We start from the raw sequence: 19,864 nt of genomic DNA on the forward strand, positions 1-19,864 counted from the left end.
ATTAGTCTAATGTATTTTGGTAAAAGAGACCTTGGAAGCAAGTTATTCTTTCGATATAATCACTACATTAATACAAGAGATCGGACACAGGGATTTTCGCAGATGCAGCTCGGCTACTCTTTAAACGTTACGCAGGTATTAGGCAATAAGTAGAACAGTTTATCTTAAAACAAACCAAATAACGCTCCTCCTTCTTTACCCATTTTATCAACCTTAGCCTCTACCGTTCCATCCTTTATTAATTCGGGTGCATGGTGAGGCTTTTTTCGAGCATCAATAATCAAAGAACCTTTACAGCCCCAATGTTTTTCTATAATGAAATCTTTAATACCATAAATATCTGCCGCAGGATTACTACGGGTAAAGGTAACCCAAACAAGGTTGTCAATATTCGCGGCGGTAAATTCAGCATCGTCTGCCATAACAATTAAAGGTATGCCGCTTAGGTCTTCATTCGTAAGTATTAAATTAAGTTTGGCAACTTCTACGGCAGTCTTTTCTGCATTTAAGTATGGATCAAATTTTAGTACCATTATGCCTGGAATGGCCATTTTAGCAGCATAACCATTTTCAGCGAGCCCGAGCGCTGGAGGAACACTATCCCAAAGACTGCGCTTTATATCCCCAGCGGCTGCAATTACCACTTTAGATCCGCTATTCAAACCATCTCCACTATAATCGAGCGTGTCAATCGTTGTATTCGTATAAAAATGAATATCCCTGGTAAGATCAATACGCTGTAAAATATGAGATAGAAATGCAGCGATGTGGTGGGTACTTAGTTTTTCATCATCTTCTTTTGCCGCAATGAACACATATTTAGCTAAACTCAGTTGATTTTTTCCTAAAATGTGGTTAGCAATGGTTAAAATCTCTTGCGGACGACGTTGTTTTAGATATGGCGTATAACGTTCGCTTCCTATGGCAAAAAGTAAAGGATGCACGCCAGCGGCATCTACGGCATGAACCTCTTTCAAGCCGTGGATTTCTTGTGGAATTGCAGAACCTGTAATCTCATGTATCAATGCGCCAAAACTGGTATCTTCTTGCGGCGGCCTCCCAACAACTGTAAAAGACCAAATAGCGTCTTTTTTATGATAAACATGATGAACTTTCATCAGTGGAAACGGGTGCATTAAACTGTAATAGCCGAGGTGATCTCCAAATGGGCCTTCTTGTTTATTTTCATTAGGGTATACGGTACCAGTGATGATAAAATCTGCATCTGCAGAAATACAAAATCCCTCATCATCGTAGAAGTAGCGGAAACGCCTGTCGCCAAGCGCACCGGCAAAAGTCATTTCTGATAAACCTTCTGGCAAGGGCATTACTGCTGCCAAAGGATGCGAAGGCGGGCCACCTACAAAAATGCTCACCTTTAATGGTCTTCCTAATTTGTTGGCTTTAGATTGATGAACCCCTATCCCCCGGTGGATTTGATAATGTAAACCAATTTCTTTATCCTGGATGTAGTCATTGCCTCCCAGCTGGATGCGATACATGCCTAGGTTAGCGCTTAAAATCCCAGGTCTCTCGATGTCTTCAGTATATACCTGCGGCATGGTTACAAATGGTCCACCATCCATAGGCCAATTAACAATTTGTGGCAACTGGCTAATACTTGTTTTCAAAAATTTCTTGTGGGCACCAGGAGTTTTCATTGGCAAAGCTGATAATGCAGACATTGCAGATCCAGCGTATTTCAATGGGCTTTTAAGTGCCTTCATTGGGTCATTCCTCAGGGATACCAATTGTTGCACTTTCGGCAAAGTATCTCTGAAGATAAATTTAGAACGTTCTATTGTACCAAACAGATTTGAAACCGCCGGAAATGGGCTGCCTTTAATGTTTTCAAAAAAAATAGCAGGACCTTGATTTTCGTAGACGCGTAAGTGGATCGCTGCCATCTCCAAATACGGATCTACTTGTTCTTTGATGCGAATGAGATGACCATTCTTTTCCAGGTCTAAAACACATGCTGCTAAACTTTTGTATGCCATCCCCAAAGATAACCAATTCGAATTTTTCCTAAACAAAAAAGCCCCAGTTGAGCAGATTTTACATAAAACCTACTAAACCAGGGCGAATTTTAAGTGAATTATTTCTTACCTGCAAAGGCTCGCAACATCCATGTGTTTTTTTCCTTAAACTGCATAAAGCGGTTTACCATATCATTCGAACCGTCGTCTCCTGCTTCATCTGTTGCATCCAAAAGTGTGCGCTCTAATTCTATCAGTTTAGCCATATCATCTAAAATTGCATCAACCATCTCTAGGTCTTTCATACCAATGGTATCAATTTCCTTAATTTGCGACTCATTAATATAATCTGCAAAGCGGCTATGAGGCGGTTTTCCTAAAGTTAAAACACGCTCCGCAATTTCGTCGATAGTAACCTGCGCATTAGTATACAATTCCTCGAACTTAACATGCAGCGTAAAAAAATTCTGCCCTTTGATGTTCCAGTGGCAGCCTCTAAGTTTTTGGTAGTGGATGTGATAGTTCGCCAAATAGTCGTTCATCAGATCAACTACTGGTTTAACCTCTTTTTCGTTTAAGCTTATTTCTTTAGCGTCCATTTTATGTGAATTTAATTTATTTGAATGCGTTGTTAACAAGTTAGCTGCTTAAAAGTTTTAACGAAGACAGGATCTATACAATACCTGATTTGTTACTTCGTTTATAAACAAAGGCACATTAATACCGGGTTTAACAAACCATTAATAATGAATTAAATAGATAGGGCGTCATTCTTTTGTTACTAACAATGGCCCTCTTAAATTAAATATGATTAATAATATTATTCGTATTATTGCCTTCTTTGACTTATAACTTTATAGGAAATAAATGTACAAAATATATTTATCTGCCGTTGTCTTACTTGCATTAAATACAACTAGGGCTAAAGCGACAGCAGTAAGAGACTCGATCGGCGTAGAGAACAACAACGGGAAAAAACTCATTATACACCAAACAGTTGCAAAAGACACATATTATTCTATTGGAAGAAGGTACAACGTTTCGCCAAAAGATATCATGGCCTTTAATGATAACAAATACCTGCAAGTCGGTGTAATTGTCAAGGTACCAACCACTATTCCTTTCGGAAATTCAGCCACTCAAAAATCGAATGTGCCATCAGGTACTCAAAATGGAGAGATTATCGAACATACGGTAAAGCCAAAGGAAAATCTTAACATGCTTGCCGAAAAATATGGTACTACCATTGCTGAAATAAAAAGACTCAATAATTTGTCGGGTAATAACCTTAGTATTGGTCAGGTGCTTAAAATCGAATCTAAGTTAGCTGAAGAAAAAGCGCCACAGGAAAAAACTGAAGCTAACGCTAGACCAGAAAGTAGTACATCCGCCCCTACTCCTACAAGCGATGAAACGATGATTGAACACACCGTTGCACCTAAGGAATTTTTGGGGAAAATAGCCGAGAAATATGGTACAACAGTAGAGGAAGTTAAGAAGGCAAATAATTTAACGGGTAACAACCTTCATATAGGACAGAAATTAAAAATTCCCGCCACGAAAAATATTGGCGAAAACAAAGTTGTTACAGCTGACGAAAGTGCTACGCAAGCTAACAAAACGCCGGAAATTGATGCTGCAGGAACGCATACCGTGCTACGTAATGAAACTATATTTACCATCGCCAAGCAATATGGTGTTACCGCATACCAACTGCGTAAGTTAAACCAGATGTCAGATAATGCGTTGACCATTGGGCAAGTAATTAAGGTTCCGGGTGGTGTTTTAACAGATGTGCAGGTTCCGTTAGAAAAACAGGGCGAACAAAATAAACAAACACCCGTTGCCGAAAAGGAAGCAGCTAAAGAAGATAGCTTTATTCACACCGTTGCAAATGGAGAAAACATTTTTTCCATCGCCAAAAAATACAACTTAACAGCCTACCAAATTAGAACGGCCAATAAACTTGAAGATAATTCGATCAAAGTTGATCAAAAACTGATTATTCCTAAGCCGCCTCAACCAAGGTCTGTTGCAGACCTGGCTAAAGAAGAGCAGGAAAACGAGCCGGATAGCACAATGGTGAAAGATCCGAAACTACGGAGAGACCCCAGTGTTTATGGATTAAGCCAAATTGAAGAGAAAGGAGCAGGCATGTGGATTGCAGATGCAGACCTGGATGGATCTAAGATGCTGGTATTACATCGTACTGCCCCTGTTGGACGTGTAATTAAAATTACTAACCCGATGACTAACCGCACCACCTTTGCGAAAGTTGTTGGAAAATTTACGGAAAACGAATCAACTAAAGATGTTATTATTGTAATGACTAAAGCGGTGGCCGATTCTTTAGGGGCTTTAGATAAACGTTTTTTCTGCAATTTAACATATAGCGCTCAATGATTTTGAATAAAAAGCCATTCATTATTGGTATTGCCGGTGGAAGCGGATCAGGCAAAACCTTCTTTTTAAATTGTTTCCTTCATCATTTCAAGCAAGATGAAGTAACCTTGGTATCGCAGGATGATTATTATATCCCTGCCGGAGAGATGACACAGGAGGAAAACAAATTATATAACTTCGATCTTCCATCTACCATAGATAGCGAGCAGTTTCTAAGAGACATCAAGCAATTAATGAATGGTGAGGTTGTTTACAAGAAAGAGTATAATTTTAACAATCCACTGGCAGTGGTAAAAATTCTGGAGATAAAATCTGCCCCAATTATTATTGTGGAGGGCCTTTTTATTCTTCACTTTAAAGAAATTGCAGAATTGTTAGACCACGCAATTTTTGTAGATGCAGATGAGGAAGTTGCACTCGACAGGCGCATTAAGCGTGATGGCCTGGAACGTGGATATCCTGAAGATGATGTGCTCTACAAATGGCATAACCATGTGGTACCTGCCTACAAAGAGTATCTTCTTCCCTACCGGGATAAATGCCACAAAGTGATCCTCAACAATACGAATGAACCTGAAGAAATTATTGCGATAACAGAAGACATCTCTAACAACTTAAGAAACAGCATTTTGGTTAATATACAATAGCAGTATCTTCTTCACAAAGAAAAATCTATATTGTCTGCTTTGGGTTAATAAAATACGACAATATAGATTTTCCGAACCTATAGTGGCTAAACTGAATTTAATTTAACTGCATCTCCGGCACATCTCCTTCCACAACCAATTTTCCTAAGGTAGATTGTTGTATAAATTCGATACTCACACCGGCCGCTCGCTCTACAAGTTTAAAACCACCTTCGGGCAAGATATCCATAACAGCCAGTTCGGTTACCACTTTTTTTATGCATCTTACCCCAGTTAGCGGAAGCGTACACGTGGGAAGCAATTTACTCTCTCCTGCTTTGTTAACATGCTGCATAGCCACAATAATATTTTTGGCTGAAGCGACTAAATCCATCGCTCCGCCCATGCCTTTTACCATTTTTCCAGGAATTTTCCAGTTGGCAATGTCACCATTCTCCGAAACTTCCATCGCTCCTAAAATAGTAAGATCAACCTTCTGTGCCCTAATCATTCCAAAGCTCATAGCAGAATCAAATATAGATGATCCCGGGAGCGTTGTAATGGTTTGTTTGCCGGCATTAATTAAATCCGCATCTTCACTTCCCTCAATAGGAAAAGGGCCCATGCCTAGCAAACCATTTTCAGATTGCAAAACAATATTAATACCTTTCGGGATATAATTGGCTACCAAGGTTGGAATTCCTATCCCAAGGTTAACATAGTATCCATCTTTTATCTCTTTTGCGATGCGTTGCGCTATTTCTTCTTTACTTAGTGGCATTTGTATGGGTGTAATTGATCAAAAAAATAATCTGAGCTTATTGAATCTGTAACAGGGCTATATTTTGCGAACAGTTCTTTGCTCAATTCGCTTTTCGTAACCATCACCCTGAAAAATACGATGCACATAAATGCCAGGTGTGTGTATATGGTCTGGGTCGAGCTCACCAGCATCTACCAACTCTTCAACTTCTGCAATGGTAACCTTACCTGCCATAGCCATTAAGGGGTTAAAATTTCTGCTGGTCGCCCTAAATACAAGGTTACCGGCCGTATCGCCTTTCCAGGCCTTCACAATCGCGAAGTCTGCATCAAAGGCATATTCCATCAAGTAATCTTTACCATCGAAATTTCTTATTTCTTTTCCTTCTGCAACCTCCGTTCCTACGCCAGCAGGAGTAAAAATGGCTGGCATACCGTAGCCAGCGGCCAAACACCTGGTTGCCAATGTACCCTGAGGAATTAAGTCAACCTCTAATTCTCCACTTAGTAACTGCCGCTCGAACTCTGCATTTTCGCCAACGTATGAGGCAATCATCTTCTTCACCTGGCGTTGCTTCAACATTAAACCAATGCCAAAGTCATCTACACCAGCGTTATTGGAAATACAGGTAAGGTTATGAACGTTTTTTTTTACCAGTGCGCTGATGCAATTTTCTGGGATGCCGCAAAGGCCAAAACCACCAAGCATGAGCACGTCGCCATCTTTAATATCGCTAATAGCCGCGTCTGCTCCAGATACAACTTTATTTATCATTTTATGAATTTTGGTTAGTTTGCTAATTTACAAATTGCATCTTAAACAATAAACACAGCCTCGCAAATCTATTGGGAATGTTAATTAATTGGAATTAATCTAAATAACAGGTACTTTTGTGTACCTATGATATACGAGAGAGAAGATAACTTATTTACATTACCAACCGACCCAGAATTCCAGAAAGGGATGGGTTTTATTTTTAGCTGTACCGCCGAACATAAGAAATGTTGCGAAAAGTTTAAAAAAGGTAAAAGATGTAAAAAATGCCCGGGCAAGAAGAAGTAATCGCTTATTATTAAACCTGATGGTGGTTACTCCCGAATAGGACGATCAACTTGCTATTTAAGAGCATATCTTGCGGAGTATTCTCAATTTTTTTTGATTAAATCTGTTGATAGACTGCACATACGTAGGGCTATGCGCATTTAAAGATCTTATATGTTTGCTCTCCACGGATGACTCCATCGAGATTAATTCAAATAAACATAAGTTATTCCATCTCCACCTCTGTCAGCATGTTCGTCTTCCATCCTATCTACTTGACTATATTTCCGAAGGTATTCCCGAATCATTTTTCTTAAGATCCCATCCCCTTTACCATGAATAAGTTTGATAGAAGGGAAACCAAGCATAATCGCTTTATCGAGATATTTCTCTACTTCGAACAAGGCATCTTCTGTTCGTTTTCCTCGAAGATCGAGCTCGGCTTTGAAATTAGAAACAGCATCATTCATTCTTCCAGAAAATGAGCTTCCAACGCTCTGGATGGCCTTCTTGGCTTCTTTATTGCTTATTCTTTGTACCCTGTTTTTCTTAACCGTAGATCGTAGATCGCCGATGGCAAGCACCAATTCATTGCGGTTAATTTCCAAAACCAGGCCAGTGGTATCGCTCTCGTTAAACTTCACCCAATCACCAATTGAGATTTCTCCGCCTAATAATACCTGAACAGGCTTGGGTTTCTCTTTCGGGATCGTATTTTTTACTAGCTCCTTTTGTAGGTTTTGCCGCAACTCTTTAGTAATTTCTTTATCAGCCTGCTTTTCCTTAATTTCAGCGATGGTATTTTCTACCAGCTTATTAGCATTTTTAATAATACTTTGCGCTTCTTGCTTGGCTTCCTTTATTAGCGCCTTTTTATTTTCCTCCAAGAATGATTTGAGTTTTTCATTCTCGGCCACTAAATTTTTGGCTTTATTTTGCTGGTTTGCCAGGCTTACCTTCGCATCGTAAACATTTTTCTTTTCTCTTTCCAAATCAACCAACATCGTATCTACCCGGTTTTGGTTTGAACCCGTTTTTTCGCGGGCAAGCTGAATTACTTCTTTAGGAAGACCAATATTTTGGGCGATTTCGTATGCATAAGAACTTCCCGGTTTCCCCATCTCTAAAATATAGAGCGGTTTCATTTTACTGTTATCGAAAAGCATGGAGGCATTTTCCAGTCCTGGGGTATTGCCGGCAAAAAGTTTTAAGTTAGAATAATGGGTAGTAATTACACCCCTTACCTTTTTATTATTAAGCACCTCTAGAACCGCTTCAGCCATTGGTCCACCAAACTGTGGATCGGTACCGGTACCGAATTCGTCAATTAAGACCATTGTTTTTTGCGAAGCGTGCTCCACGAAATACCGCATCTTTTTCAGATGTGCGCTGTAAGTACTTAAATCACTTTCAATTGATTGGTCATCACCAATATCGGCAAAAATATTTTCAAAAATTCCGACCTCACTATTGGCATCAACAGGAATAAGCAAACCTGTTTGCAGCATAATTTGAAGCAAACCAACAGTTTTCATACATACCGATTTACCTCCAGCGTTTGGACCCGAAACCAGCACCACCCGCGTTTCGGCATCAATGTGGATATTAAGTGGCGTTACTGTTTTGTGTTCCGCTGCAAAGGAAATAGAAAGTAAAGGATGCCTCGCATTAATCAATTTGGTCTTTGGGTCTTTTAATAATCCAGGCATCTCAGCATCAATATCCATCGCAAATAGCGCTTTTGCTCTAACAAAATCAAGTTTAGTAAGAAACCCATGATAAGATAACAACAGTGGCGAGTACGGACGTAGCTCGTTTGTCAATGCAATTAAAATTTTGATGATTTCTCTCCGCTTATCGAATTCCAAATCGCGAAGCTTATTGTTTAGCGTAAATACCTCTTCTGGTTCAATGTAAACAGTTTGGCCAGTAGCAGATTCATCATGTACAAACCCCTTTAATTTACGCTTATTTTCTGCCAATACAGGAATACACATTCTCCCATCGCGAATAGTTAGACTGCCATCTGCAACCCAGTTATTGGCCACGGCCTGTTTATAAATTGCATCCATCCGTTTGCGTACGTCTTGTTCAGCTTTGGATATTGCAGTCGTAATTTCTTGTAACTCTTTAGAAGCATTAGGCTTAATTTTCCCTTTAATATCAATAACCGTCTCAATCTTGCGTAAGATGTTTTTTTCTATGGGAAGATGTTCGAAAAGTGCTTCTAACGTTGGGTAAACTTCTGCACGTTCTTCGAAAAAACGCAAAACAGAGAAAACAGTTTGAAGCGAGGTATAAACCTGAAACCACTCTTCTTCAAGCAAATAGGTTCCTTCAACTCTTATTTTTTCAATTAATGATTTTAGATCGAAGAAGGTATTTATTTGTAATGGCTCTTGATTTTGAAGGATGCTTTTAAACTCATGGGTTTGCCTCAAAAATTTATCTATCTGATCGAAGCGATTCATAACCTGCATTTTCTGTACCATGGTCTGCCCCATTGGACTTAAACAATGTTTGGAAATAAGCTGCCTAATTTCGAGAAAACCTAAACGCTCTAAACAATTTTCGGGGTATAACATATTATTGTACAGGAAGTGCTACTGGGTTGCTTTGTATTAATGTGGCTTTTTTAACCTTCAGAATTGAATCGGCTACTTTTTTCTTTTTGGCAATATCTGCCACTGCCTTAACTTTTGATAATGAATCGGGCTTCATTTTCTTTCTAATCGCTGATGAATCGGCCTTAAATTTTTTAATAATCTTGATGGAGTCAGTATTGAACTTCCGTTGCATGATTAATGAGTCTGCTTTCAACATTGCCTTTTTCTGACTGGCCAGCTGCTTGGTGATCGAGGCATAAATTTCTGCTAATATTGTTGGGTTCTGATAATAGTAATTTAAGCTATTGGTATAACCAGCAGAATCAGTGTCGAACTTCTTGTAAATGCCTCTGTAGTATTTAGATGCAACTTTCCGGGCAGAATCTTGCGCATAGATGGTAGACAAATATCCATCAACCACGTGGATATCGAACAGAATCTTTTCCATTCTTTCCTGCTCAATGATACCATCAGGTGCTTTAGGCTTGCATGCCACACAAAAGAGTGCAACAATCAACCCACAAAATATTTGTTTCATCCTCAATTAAAATATTATTTATTGCCCAAATTGCGGCAAGGTTGTTAATTTTACCCAAAAATAGTTATAAATGAGCATAGCTGATAATCTTAAGCAATATAAAAAAGAGGTAGAAACAGACGGAGTTAAGCTTATAGCAGTTTCTAAAACTCAAAGTGTTGATGCCATTTTGGAAGCCTATCATGCAGGGCAACGTGTTTTCGGCGAAAATATGGTGCAGGAAATGGTAGAAAAACAGAACCAACTACCAGATGATATTGAATGGCATTTGATAGGGCATTTACAAAGTAACAAAGTAAAATACATCGCACCTTTTGTAAAACTCATTCATGGTGTGGATAGTTTAAAGCTTCTTCAAGAAATTAATAAACAAGCAGTAAAGAATAAGCGGGTGATAGATTGCCTGTTACAAATTTATATTGCCGAGGAAGAAACGAAATTTGGTTTGGCACATGATGAGGTTATCGAGTTGCTCCGATCCAGCGAATATGCAGAATTGAAAAATATAAGAATTGTAGGTGTAATGGCAATCGCAACAAATACCAAAAACGAGAAGCAAATTACCATAGAATTTAATGAATTGAAAGTTTTATTCGATGGCTTAAAAGCAAGTTTCTTTAAAAACGAGGAATCATTTAAAGAAATTTCTACAGGCATGAGTGCCGATTATAAGCTGGCTATAGAAGAAGGTAGCACAATGGTTAGAATAGGCAGTAACATTTTTGGTAAAAGAATCATCAAACATTTTAAAAACATCTCCAATAATTAATTAAATGGATATCAACATTAGAACTGCTCGCCAAGATGATTGTCTGAGAATATTAGAATTAATTAACGAATTGGCTGTTTACGAACGTGCACCCGAAGAAGTAACCGTAGATTTGACTCATTTTATCGACGCTGGTTTCGGAACTCATGCGGTATGGAAAGCATTTGTTGCCGAAGTAAATGGGTTGGTAGTGGGCTTCGCACTTTTTTATACCAGGTACTCTACATGGAAAGGATGCCGCCTTTACCTGGAAGATTTTATTGTTACGGAGGAATTTAGAGGAAAGGGCGTAGGAAAACAACTTTTCGAAAAGGTTATTGAAGAGGCCAAAAATGGAAATTACAACGGAATGGTATGGCAAGTTCTAGATTGGAACGAGCCTGCTATTAACTTCTATAATAAATACAATGCAAATTTAGAAAGCGGATGGTTAAATGTATCGCTATCAACGGCACAGGTTAAATCTTTTTAATATGGATATTTTTAAGTTTGGCGGCGCTTCGGTTAGAGATGCTAATGGTGTAAAAAACTTGGCCAGCATTATTCGCGGTTATAAAACAGGGGAGTTACTTGTGGTGATTTCTGCAATGGGCAAGATCACGAACCAACTGGAAGAACTATCGAAAGGTTACCTGCAAGGAAGCAGTGAAACCCATAAAATTTTTGAAGAAATAAAAGCCTTTCACTTCGAGATCATTGAACAACTTTTTGGGGATAAGGGTAGTCAAGTTTACAATGATGTTGCCAATACATTCGTAGAGATTGAATGGCTGATTGAAGATGAACCAGACAATGATCCAGATTACATTTACGATCAAATTGTATCAATCGGAGAAATTGTATCAACAAAAATTGTTACCGCTTACCTAAACCTAATTGGCGTTAAAGCCCTTTGGGCAGATGCCAGGAATTACATTCAGACTGATAACACTTATCGTGAAGGAAAGATTGATTGGGCTAAAACTCAACAGAAAATTCAAAATGGATTAACACCACTTTTGAAGGATAATATCATTGTAACCCAGGGTTTCATAGGCGGAACCACTGAAAATTACACCACAACATTGGGCAGAGAAGGTTCCGATTATTCTGCAGCAATTTTCGCTTCTTGCTTAAATGCAGATGCAGTAACCATTTGGAAAGATGTTCCTGGAGTACTAAATGCCGATCCAAAATGGTTTGATGAAACCGAAAAAATCCCTCAGCTCTCCTACCATGATGCTATCGAACTAACTTATTACGGGGCAACAGTTATTCATCCAAAAACAATTAAACCACTACAGAATAAAGGCATCCCACTTTTTGTGCGTTCTTTTATAGAACCTCAGGGTACAGGAACGGCCATCACTAAAGATAATAACCCACTGCCTGTACCCTCTTTTATTTTTAAAATTAACCAGGCTTTAATTTCCATTTTTCCAAAGGATTACTCGTTTATTATTGAGGAAAATCTGAGCAATATATTCGAATTATTTCACAGGCATAAAATAAAAATTAATACCATGCTTAATTCCGCCATTAGCTTTTCTGTAAGCGTAGATGACCATAGTAAAAAAATCGAAAAATTAATTACCGATCTATCTACAGAATTTACAGTAAAGTACAATAAAGGATTAGAATTGGTTACTATCAGGTATTACAATCAAAGCACTATAGATCGGGTTACCGTTGATAAAGATATCCTGTTAGAGGTAAAAAGCCGTTACACCTGCCAAATGGTGATGAAAAATAAAGCTTGAGCATCGACTAATGAACGAAAATATTCTGAATGAGGAGATACAAAAATTTATCGACAACAACTTAGAGAAAGATGTTACCGAGATTGCGCTGGCAAAAAATAAGTTTGCTGAGGTAAGCGCCCAAGAGATTGCGGGGCAAATTTTATCTAAAAGAAAAGCAGAAAAAAAATTACCAACCTGGTTTAACGCTAAAGGAATTTATTATCCCCCAAGTTTATCAATCGAACAAACCTCATCAGAATTAACCGCAGAATACAAGGCAAAACTGTTGATTGGAACATCGGTCGTCGATATTACTGGCGGATTTGGTGTAGACGCCTATTTCTTTGCGCAAAGAATGAAAATAGTTAAACACTGTGAGATTAACCCAGCATTATCAAAAATTGCAGAACACAATGCAGCAGTACTAGGAGCAAATAATATAGCATTTGAATCTCAGGATGGCTTGGCATTAATAGCAGATCTACCTAATCAAGTAGATAACATCTATGTAGATCCCGCACGGCGGGCGAAAAAAGGCAAAGTATTTCTCTTAAAAGATTGTTCACCGGATATTGTTGAACATTTGCCATTCTTACTCCAAAAGGCGACACGTGTTTTGATTAAGACGGCTCCACTGCTAGATATCACAGCAGGGTTAGCTGAACTAAGCAATGTTAGTGAGATTCATATTGTAAGTGTAAAAAACGAATGTAAAGAACTGTTATGGGTTATTGACCGAAATAGCGAGCAAGATCCAACCGTATTTGCTGTAGCGATAAATGAGACCGAAAAAGTTTTTAAGTTTAAATTATCGCAACGAGATATTTCAGCAGATTTTGCAGATGATCTGTCTCATTTCAATTACCTGTACGAGCCAGATACTGCATTGTTAAAATCGGGCGCTTTTAATCTTATTGGAAGAGTATATAATTTAAAGAAGTTGCAACAGCAAACGCAACTGTTTGTAAGCGACATAATTAATATCAGTTTTCCGGGAAGGATCTTCAAAATTGTAAAGTTTATTACCGCCTCGGAACTTAAAAAAAACGCTAACTTAAATGCCAACGTAATTGTTAGAAACTATCCGGCAAAGGCCGAAGACTTAGTGAAGAAATATAGAATTAAACCTAGTAACACATTATTTCTAATCTTCACTAGGTGGCATAACGATAACATCATTATCCAAGCTGAAATTAAACAACATTATTAACGCAAAAAGCCTTTCGTTTTTCGAGAGGCTTTTTCTGGGTTAGAGTCACTTTAAAGAACTAAATCTTCTTCACATTCACGGCTTGAAGACCCTTTCTTCCTTCGGCAACTTCAAATTCAACAGTATCGTTTTCTTTCAAGCTATCTATTCCGCCCAGAACATCTTTGAAATGTACAAATAAATCTTTGTTGTCTTCTTGAACGATAAATCCAAATCCCTTTTCGGTGTTAAACCATTTTACTTTCCCAGTTGCCATAAAATAAAAAAAATGTATAAAATTAAACCTTTATGCTTTGATCATCATTTCTTGCAACCGATTGAAGTTTATTCATTTAAACAACCAGATTTTAGCGCTAATACTGAAACAAAACTATCAAATATAATAATTACAACATAAAACGCAACCAAAAAATGCCCTTCTAACATATTTGTTGCGTTTTACATCCCTTATTTCTGCAATTATTTATTTGGCTGAGGAGTTGTACGCAAATAAGGTTTAATTACTTGGTGTCCTTTAGGGAATTTTGCTGGAATATCCTCAGTTTTTATACTATTAACAACAATTACGTCATCTCCATCATTCCAATCTGCTGGTGTTGCCACACTGTAATTTGCCGTAAGCTGTAAAGAATCGATTACACGCAACACTTCATTAAAATTTCTACCTGTAGATGCCGGATAAGTGATCATCAACTTCACTTTTTTATCTGGACTAATTACGAAAAGAGATCTTACTGTTAGGGTTTCTGATGCATTTGGATGAATCATATCGTATAAATTTGCTACAGTTTTTTCTGGGTCAGCAATAATTGGAAACTCCACTGAGGTATTCTGGGTCTCATTAATATCACTAATCCAACCTTGATGAGAGGTTGCAGAATCTACACTTAAAGCTAGCACTTTCACGTTACGTTTTTCAAACTCACCTTTCAATGCTGCAGTCCTACCCAATTCTGTGGTACAAACAGGCGTATAATCTGCAGGGTGAGAAAACAATACTCCCCAGCTATCGCCTAAAAAATCGTAAAAATCTATATTACCTATCGAGGTTTCTGCCTGAAAGTTTGGTGCGGTATCTCCTAGTCTTATGCTCATACTGTTATTTATCTAAATGTTAATGTAAACAAATCTAATAAATACTATAGTAAATACATAGGGATTGTATGCATTTAAGACATTCAAATTATAAATATAAAAAAACCTTGAAGAGATTAGTCAACAAGGTTTTAAGAAAATTAATTTGTTTGGGTAAATTAATTATAAACTTTGATCATGAATACACAATCCTGTAATTTCTCTATTTGTTTAGGCCGTTTCAATCCTGATAGTAAACTTTTCTTTGTTGCAGTTAACCTATTTATTCCCAAGGAATCTTGTGGAATTGCCCGCATTGCTTCCAAAATATATTTAGACTTTATTGCAAATGCTGCACCTTCGGTCTGATCGGGTTTGCCACTGATAATTCCTACTAAATTTCCATTGGTATCTAGAAGTGGACCACCACTATTTCCGGGATTAACAGGAATAGATACCTGATACTGGGTTGTATCGCCAACAAAACCATTTTTTGAGCTTACATAACCTTCGCCAAGTACTGCATCATCTTTTGGATAACCTAAAGTGTAAACTGTTTCGCCAATGCTACTGGTGTTTTTCTTAATGGTATAAGGAATAGCAGATAAATTAACAAAATTCTTATCACTAATTTTTAAGATCGCGATGTCATTCTGCGGATCCGTATAAACAGATTTGACTTTAAAAGATTCACCTTTGCTGTTTTGAACATACAGCGAATCCGCTCCATTAATCACATGCAAGTTGGTTAGTACATAACCATTTGTAGAAATGGCGAAGCCCGTTCCACCGAAACTATTCTGGACAGCAGGCTTACCTGCGACAGAATTTGTATTGTTGATTTTGCGAATTAAACTGTTTTGAGTTTTAATCGCTTTGTTAACCTGATTACTAAGCAAAACAAGTTGCTCTTTCTGTTTGGTATTATGCTGAATAGAATAAACCGAAACGAGAGACAAAACCAAGAAAGAAGCAGCTACAGCAATGGCTGATTTATGTTTCCTCCAGAGCTGAACCACACGCGAAGGATGTGGTTTTAACGATGCGGCTAAGTGATCGACATCAATTTCGGCGTGGATTTGATTCAATTGATCTTTAAGCTTTGCCTGACCAGCAAAAATATCCATAGCTTCTAAAAAGAATTTATGCGATACAACTTTATGATCTACAGTGGCATCATTTTTACGCAAGGCTTCCAGTTCCGCAGCTTCTTGCGGATTAAGTTTACCTAAAAGATAATCTTCAATAATTGCATCTAACTCCAAATCGTTTCTCATTTCAATTATTATGGTTGAAAAAATATTTTCTTTAATCTCTGCAGGCACTTATATTTCTGTGTTTTAGCATTATCAGTATTAGTGTAGCCAAATTTTTCACAAATATCCTGCATGGATAAATTGTGGATATAAAAATCCTGAATAATTGTTTTACAGGGTTCGCCCAAATGATCAAGCGCAGATTGCATCTTAACAAATTGATTGTCTTTTTCCTCATGCTGATCCACATCTTCCTCAACAGCGAAAACATCTTCGTAATCGGTAATGTTCCCGGTTTTTCTGCTACTTTGGGTAAGTTTTTTCAACCAAAGACGCCTGCAAACAGAGTATATATAGGTTTTCAATTTACTACTTAACTCAAAATTGCCACTCTTAATTTTGTTATATAAAATAATGATCGCTTCCTGATAAACGTCTTTTGCATCATCTTCATCGCCATTATTATTTAGTATAAATTGCAAAACCATTGCAAAGTAAGCCTTATATAACTTATTAAGCGTATCCTCTGAGTTATTTAGAATACCTAAAATAACCTCCCTATCTGTTGGAACTGAACTCTTTAAACTGTTATTCACTAGTTAATACGTTTTTCGATAAATAGTAACCCAATATTAGACAAAAAAATATTTATGCAAGCTATAATAAGTTAATACAGCTTGCAAGGTAAGGGTAACCCCGGGCATCAAAAAATATTTTATTTTTTTTTAAAATTTCTGGGTTACCTTTTTACCTTTGCGGCATTAACAAGAAAATTAATAACATAAAAAATTTCAAATCATGAAAAATGCATTCAAATTAGGCTTTTTAGCTTTAGCTTTATCTTTATCAGTTGTTGCTTGTAACTCAGAAAAAAAAGCTGAAGGTGCTGATACTACTTTAACTGATTCTTCTACAATTGTTACTGACACAACTGCTGTTGATACAATGGTTAAAGATTCTACAGTTAAAGATACTACTGTAAAAGCTACTACAACTACTACTGAAGAAGTTAAACACTAGTCTAACTTAACTTATAAAAAACGGCCTGAAATTCATTTTCCAGGCCGTTTTTATATAATAATTTTTTTTCACTTCGGTGGGTTACCTTTTACCAATTTGCGTATTAAAGGTAAATTAAACACTAAAACAATATTTAAAATGAAAAATGCATTCAAATTAGGTTTCTTAGCTTTGGCTTTATCTTTATCAGTTGTTGCTTGTAACTCAGAGAAAAAAGCAGAAGGTAACGATACTATGTTAACTGATTCATCTACTATCGTATCAGATACTACTGCTACAGATACAATGGTTAAAGATTCTACTGTAAAAGATACTACTGTTGCTGTTACTACAGAAACTACTGAAGTAAAACACTAGTTTTAAACTTAATATTTGCAAGGCCTCAATTTTTTTTGAGGCTTTCTTATTTTTGTGGGTTACCTTTTCAATTTTCTGGTATTAAGAGTATTATTAACCCCCTAAAACAAAAAACAAAATGAAAAATGCATTCAAATTAGGCTTTTTAGCCTTGGCTTTATCTCTTTCAGTAGTTGCTTGCAGCTCAGATAAAAAAGCTGGTGACGCCGATTCTACCGCTACAGACACCACAATGGTTGACACAATGGCAAAAGATACAATGATGATGGACACCATGAAAATGGATACTACTAAAATGGATACTGCATCAAAAATGTAGTCTATTCTCATCGATAGCAAAAAGACTTTAGGGAGTACCTAAAGTCTTTTTGCTTTTATAATGGCTATTATCCTTAAATCTCACCAATTGTAGTAAATTTGCGGCAAAATTATAATCCGCAAAAATGAATCTAACTTCACTACAAGCTATCTCGCCAGTTGATGGCAGATATAGAAAAACTACCGAAAGTTTAGCTGCCTATTTTTCTGAAGAGGCATTAATAAAATACCGCGTTTTTGTAGAAATTGAATATTTCATTGCTTTGTGCGATGCAAATTTGCCTGGCTTAGAAAACTTTGATAAAAACCTATACCAACAGTTGCGCCATATTCACGAAAATTTTTCGGAAGCTGATGCGTTGGAGATCAAGGAGACCGAAAAGGTAACCAATCATGATGTTAAAGCGGTTGAATATTTCATTAAATCAAAATTTGATACATTGTCTCTTCAAGATTATAAAGAGTTTATCCATTTCGGTTTAACATCGCAAGATATTAATAACACGGCGATCCCGTATTCTATCAAGCTGGCATTAAAGGAAAGTTATTACCCTGCCATATCATCACTAATTGAAAAAATTAACGATTTAGCCAACGACTGGAAAAATATACCGATGTTGGCCCATACGCATGGTCAGCCAGCCTCGCCAACTAAATTAGGTAAAGAATTTTTGGTATTTTCAGAGCGCTTGAGTATCCAATTGGCGCAGTTGAAAAACATTCCGAATAGCGCTAAATTTGGTGGAGCTACAGGAAATTTCAATGCCCATCACATTGCATACCCGCAGGTAGATTGGGTATCATTTTCTAACCGATTTGTGAATGAGAATTTGGGGTTGAGCAGGGCCCAGCATACTACCCAAATAGAACATTACGATCAGTTTGCGGCGCAATGTGATGCGCTTAAGCGAATAAATAATATTATCATCGATCTGGATAGAGATATTTGGACTTACATTTCAAAAAACTATTTTAAACAGAAAATTAAAGCTGGAGAAATCGGTTCATCGGCCATGCCGCATAAGGTAAATCCTATAGATTTTGAAAATGCCGAAGGAAACGCAGGAATTGCTAATGCACTATTCGAATTCTTTGCCGCTAAGCTTCCTATTTCTCGATTGCAAAGAGACCTTACAGATTCTACTGTATTAAGGAATATTGGCGTTCCATTCGGCCACACATTAATAGCGATTCATGCTACACTTAGGGGATTAAACAAAATTTTGCTTAACGAAGCTGCCTTACACGCCGATCTAGACGAAAACTGGGCAGTGGTTGCTGAAGCCATTCAAACTGTGTTAAGGAGAGAAAACTTTCCTAACCCTTACGAAGCATTAAAAGAATTAACACGTACGAATACTAAAATTAATGCAGCAAGCATTGCCGCATTTATAGAAGACCTTGCGGTAGAGGAAAGTGTAAAGGCACAATTACGAACCATAACACCATTCAACTACACCGGTATTTTCTAGCAATTAAATTGACGATAAACAGACAGCCAACAAAGGCTTTATTAATGAGTATTTGTTAATTTTGTTTATTCAAATAGATAAGACATGACGATCAACGTATATACAGAGCAAACTCCAAATCCGGCAACCATGAAATTTATGGTGAACAAGCTGCTGATTAATGGAAGTGAAGATTTTGCCACTAAAGAAAGTGCAGAGCAATCTCCATTTGCTAAAGAGCTATTTAAATTCAACTTTGTTGCTGGTGTTTTTTTCGCAAGTAATTTTGTAACCGTTACCAAGACAGATGATACCGATTGGGCAGATATCGAGGCTATTTTAAAAGAATTTGTTAAAGGGGCCGTAGAGTCTGAATTAAAGATAAAAGAAACTGCCACCGAGGAAGCGCCTGCATTTGAAGGGTCTGAAACTGAGATAAAAATTCAGCAAATTTTACATGACTATGTTCGTCCTGCTGTAGAGCAAGATGGTGGTGCCATCACTTATAAGTCTTTTGATGAAGGCGTAGTTACGGTAGAACTTAGGGGTTCTTGCAGTGGTTGTCCATCTTCGACCATTACATTAAAATCTGGTATTCAAAACTTGCTACAACGCATGGTTCCAGAAGTTACAGAAGTAGTTTCTGAAGCTCTATAAAAAGCGCATTTTTCATTTTCTATAAGTTGAAAAGGTCCGGTTTTATTAAACCCGGACCTTTTCTTTAAGTATTTT

General features: G+C 37.4%; 21 protein-coding genes. 11 read left to right on the forward strand and 10 right to left on the reverse strand.

The annotated features are described in order from the left end of the window. Positions 1–164: 164 nt before the first annotated feature. The gene (locus OQ268_RS11375) at positions 165–2,000 is read right to left on the reverse strand and encodes a UbiD family decarboxylase (RefSeq protein WP_265856262.1); all 1,836 of its coding nucleotides are present in this window, start codon (positions 1,998–2,000) and stop codon (positions 165–167) included. 98 nt (positions 2,001–2,098) lie between these two features. Then, positions 2,099–2,578, reverse strand: a complete 480-nt coding sequence (locus OQ268_RS11380; RefSeq protein WP_265856263.1) for a Dps family protein — start codon at positions 2,576–2,578, stop codon at positions 2,099–2,101. A gap of 268 nt (positions 2,579–2,846) precedes the next feature. Between OQ268_RS11380 and OQ268_RS11385 the strand changes: the two genes are divergently transcribed. Both OQ268_RS11385 and OQ268_RS11390 read left to right on the forward strand, forming a co-directional pair. Beyond that, positions 2,847–4,382 (forward strand): muramidase family protein, encoded by a 1,536-nt coding sequence (locus tag OQ268_RS11385; protein ID WP_265856265.1) that lies wholly within the window; start codon positions 2,847–2,849, stop codon positions 4,380–4,382. Positions 4,383–4,384: 2 nt separating this feature from the next. Further along, positions 4,385–5,029, forward strand: coding sequence for a uridine kinase family protein (locus OQ268_RS11390; RefSeq protein ID WP_265856870.1), 645 nt, complete (start codon positions 4,385–4,387; stop codon positions 5,027–5,029). Positions 5,030–5,126: 97 nt separating this feature from the next. Here OQ268_RS11390 and OQ268_RS11395 read toward each other — a convergent pair whose 3' ends face one another. From OQ268_RS11395 to OQ268_RS11410, 4 genes are all read right to left on the reverse strand, one after another. Beyond that, positions 5,127–5,789 (reverse strand): 3-oxoacid CoA-transferase subunit B, encoded by a 663-nt coding sequence (locus tag OQ268_RS11395; protein ID WP_265856267.1) that lies wholly within the window; start codon positions 5,787–5,789, stop codon positions 5,127–5,129. Between the two features lie 57 nt (positions 5,790–5,846). Further along, positions 5,847–6,545 (reverse strand): CoA transferase subunit A, encoded by a 699-nt coding sequence (locus tag OQ268_RS11400; protein WP_265856268.1) that lies wholly within the window; start codon positions 6,543–6,545, stop codon positions 5,847–5,849. A 473-nt stretch (positions 6,546–7,018) separates the two neighbouring features. Beyond that, positions 7,019–9,397, reverse strand: coding sequence for an endonuclease MutS2 (locus tag OQ268_RS11405; protein WP_265856270.1), 2,379 nt, complete (start codon positions 9,395–9,397; stop codon positions 7,019–7,021). 1 nt (position 9,398) lies between these two features. Further along, positions 9,399–9,956: a DUF4296 domain-containing protein gene (locus OQ268_RS11410; RefSeq protein WP_265856271.1), complete on the reverse strand. Its 558-nt coding sequence runs from the start codon at positions 9,954–9,956 to the stop codon at positions 9,399–9,401. A gap of 70 nt (positions 9,957–10,026) precedes the next feature. Here OQ268_RS11410 and OQ268_RS11415 point away from each other — a divergent pair, with 70 nt between their 5' ends. From OQ268_RS11415 to OQ268_RS11430, 4 genes are read left to right on the forward strand one after another with little or no spacing between them, the layout of a single operon-like run. Beyond that, the gene (locus OQ268_RS11415; protein ID WP_265856272.1) at positions 10,027–10,725 is read left to right on the forward strand and encodes a YggS family pyridoxal phosphate-dependent enzyme; all 699 of its coding nucleotides are present in this window, start codon (positions 10,027–10,029) and stop codon (positions 10,723–10,725) included. Between the two features lie 4 nt (positions 10,726–10,729). Beyond that, on the forward strand, positions 10,730–11,197 hold the full coding sequence (locus OQ268_RS11420; RefSeq protein WP_265856273.1) for a GNAT family N-acetyltransferase: 468 nt from the start codon (positions 10,730–10,732) through the stop codon (positions 11,195–11,197). A 1-nt stretch (position 11,198) separates the two neighbouring features. After that, positions 11,199–12,464 (forward strand): aspartate kinase, encoded by a 1,266-nt coding sequence (locus OQ268_RS11425; RefSeq protein ID WP_265856274.1) that lies wholly within the window; start codon positions 11,199–11,201, stop codon positions 12,462–12,464. A gap of 10 nt (positions 12,465–12,474) precedes the next feature. Further along, positions 12,475–13,656, forward strand: a complete 1,182-nt coding sequence (locus OQ268_RS11430; RefSeq protein ID WP_265856275.1) for a class I SAM-dependent methyltransferase — start codon at positions 12,475–12,477, stop codon at positions 13,654–13,656. Positions 13,657–13,714: 58 nt separating this feature from the next. On the opposite strand, the gene OQ268_RS11435 is transcribed toward OQ268_RS11430, so the two are convergent. The 4 genes from OQ268_RS11435 to OQ268_RS11450 form a co-directional block, all read right to left on the reverse strand. Continuing rightward, a complete protein-coding gene (locus tag OQ268_RS11435; RefSeq protein ID WP_265856276.1) occupies positions 13,715–13,912 on the reverse strand; it encodes a cold-shock protein in 198 nt (65 codons plus the stop codon). Between the two features lie 203 nt (positions 13,913–14,115). Continuing rightward, positions 14,116–14,751, reverse strand: a complete 636-nt coding sequence (locus OQ268_RS11440) for a peroxiredoxin (RefSeq protein WP_265856277.1) — start codon at positions 14,749–14,751, stop codon at positions 14,116–14,118. 158 nt (positions 14,752–14,909) lie between these two features. Further along, a complete protein-coding gene (locus OQ268_RS11445; protein WP_265856278.1) occupies positions 14,910–16,007 on the reverse strand; it encodes a S1C family serine protease in 1,098 nt (365 codons plus the stop codon). Positions 16,008–16,015: 8 nt separating this feature from the next. After that, positions 16,016–16,582 (reverse strand): RNA polymerase sigma factor, encoded by a 567-nt coding sequence (locus tag OQ268_RS11450; protein ID WP_265856279.1) that lies wholly within the window; start codon positions 16,580–16,582, stop codon positions 16,016–16,018. Between the two features lie 202 nt (positions 16,583–16,784). Between OQ268_RS11450 and OQ268_RS11455 the strand changes: the two genes are divergently transcribed. The 5 genes from OQ268_RS11455 to OQ268_RS11475 all read left to right on the forward strand — a co-directional run bounded on the left by OQ268_RS11455 (position 16,785) and on the right by OQ268_RS11475 (position 19,789). Further along, positions 16,785–17,006: a hypothetical protein gene (locus OQ268_RS11455; protein ID WP_265856280.1), complete on the forward strand. Its 222-nt coding sequence runs from the start codon at positions 16,785–16,787 to the stop codon at positions 17,004–17,006. A 138-nt stretch (positions 17,007–17,144) separates the two neighbouring features. After that, entirely contained in the window at positions 17,145–17,363 is a 219-nt protein-coding gene (locus tag OQ268_RS11460) for a hypothetical protein (RefSeq protein WP_265856281.1), read from the forward strand. Between the two features lie 118 nt (positions 17,364–17,481). Beyond that, positions 17,482–17,682, forward strand: a complete 201-nt coding sequence (locus tag OQ268_RS11465; protein WP_265856282.1) for a hypothetical protein — start codon at positions 17,482–17,484, stop codon at positions 17,680–17,682. 124 nt (positions 17,683–17,806) lie between these two features. Then, positions 17,807–19,153: an adenylosuccinate lyase gene (purB, locus tag OQ268_RS11470; RefSeq protein ID WP_265856283.1), complete on the forward strand. Its 1,347-nt coding sequence runs from the start codon at positions 17,807–17,809 to the stop codon at positions 19,151–19,153. A gap of 84 nt (positions 19,154–19,237) precedes the next feature. Further along, a complete protein-coding gene (locus OQ268_RS11475) occupies positions 19,238–19,789 on the forward strand; it encodes a NifU family protein (protein WP_265856284.1) in 552 nt (183 codons plus the stop codon). The last annotated feature ends 75 nt before the right edge of the window (positions 19,790–19,864 follow it).

This window comes from Pedobacter sandarakinus, assembly GCF_026240095.1.
GTDB classification, from domain to species: Bacteria; Bacteroidota; Bacteroidia; order Sphingobacteriales; family Sphingobacteriaceae; genus Pedobacter; species Pedobacter sandarakinus.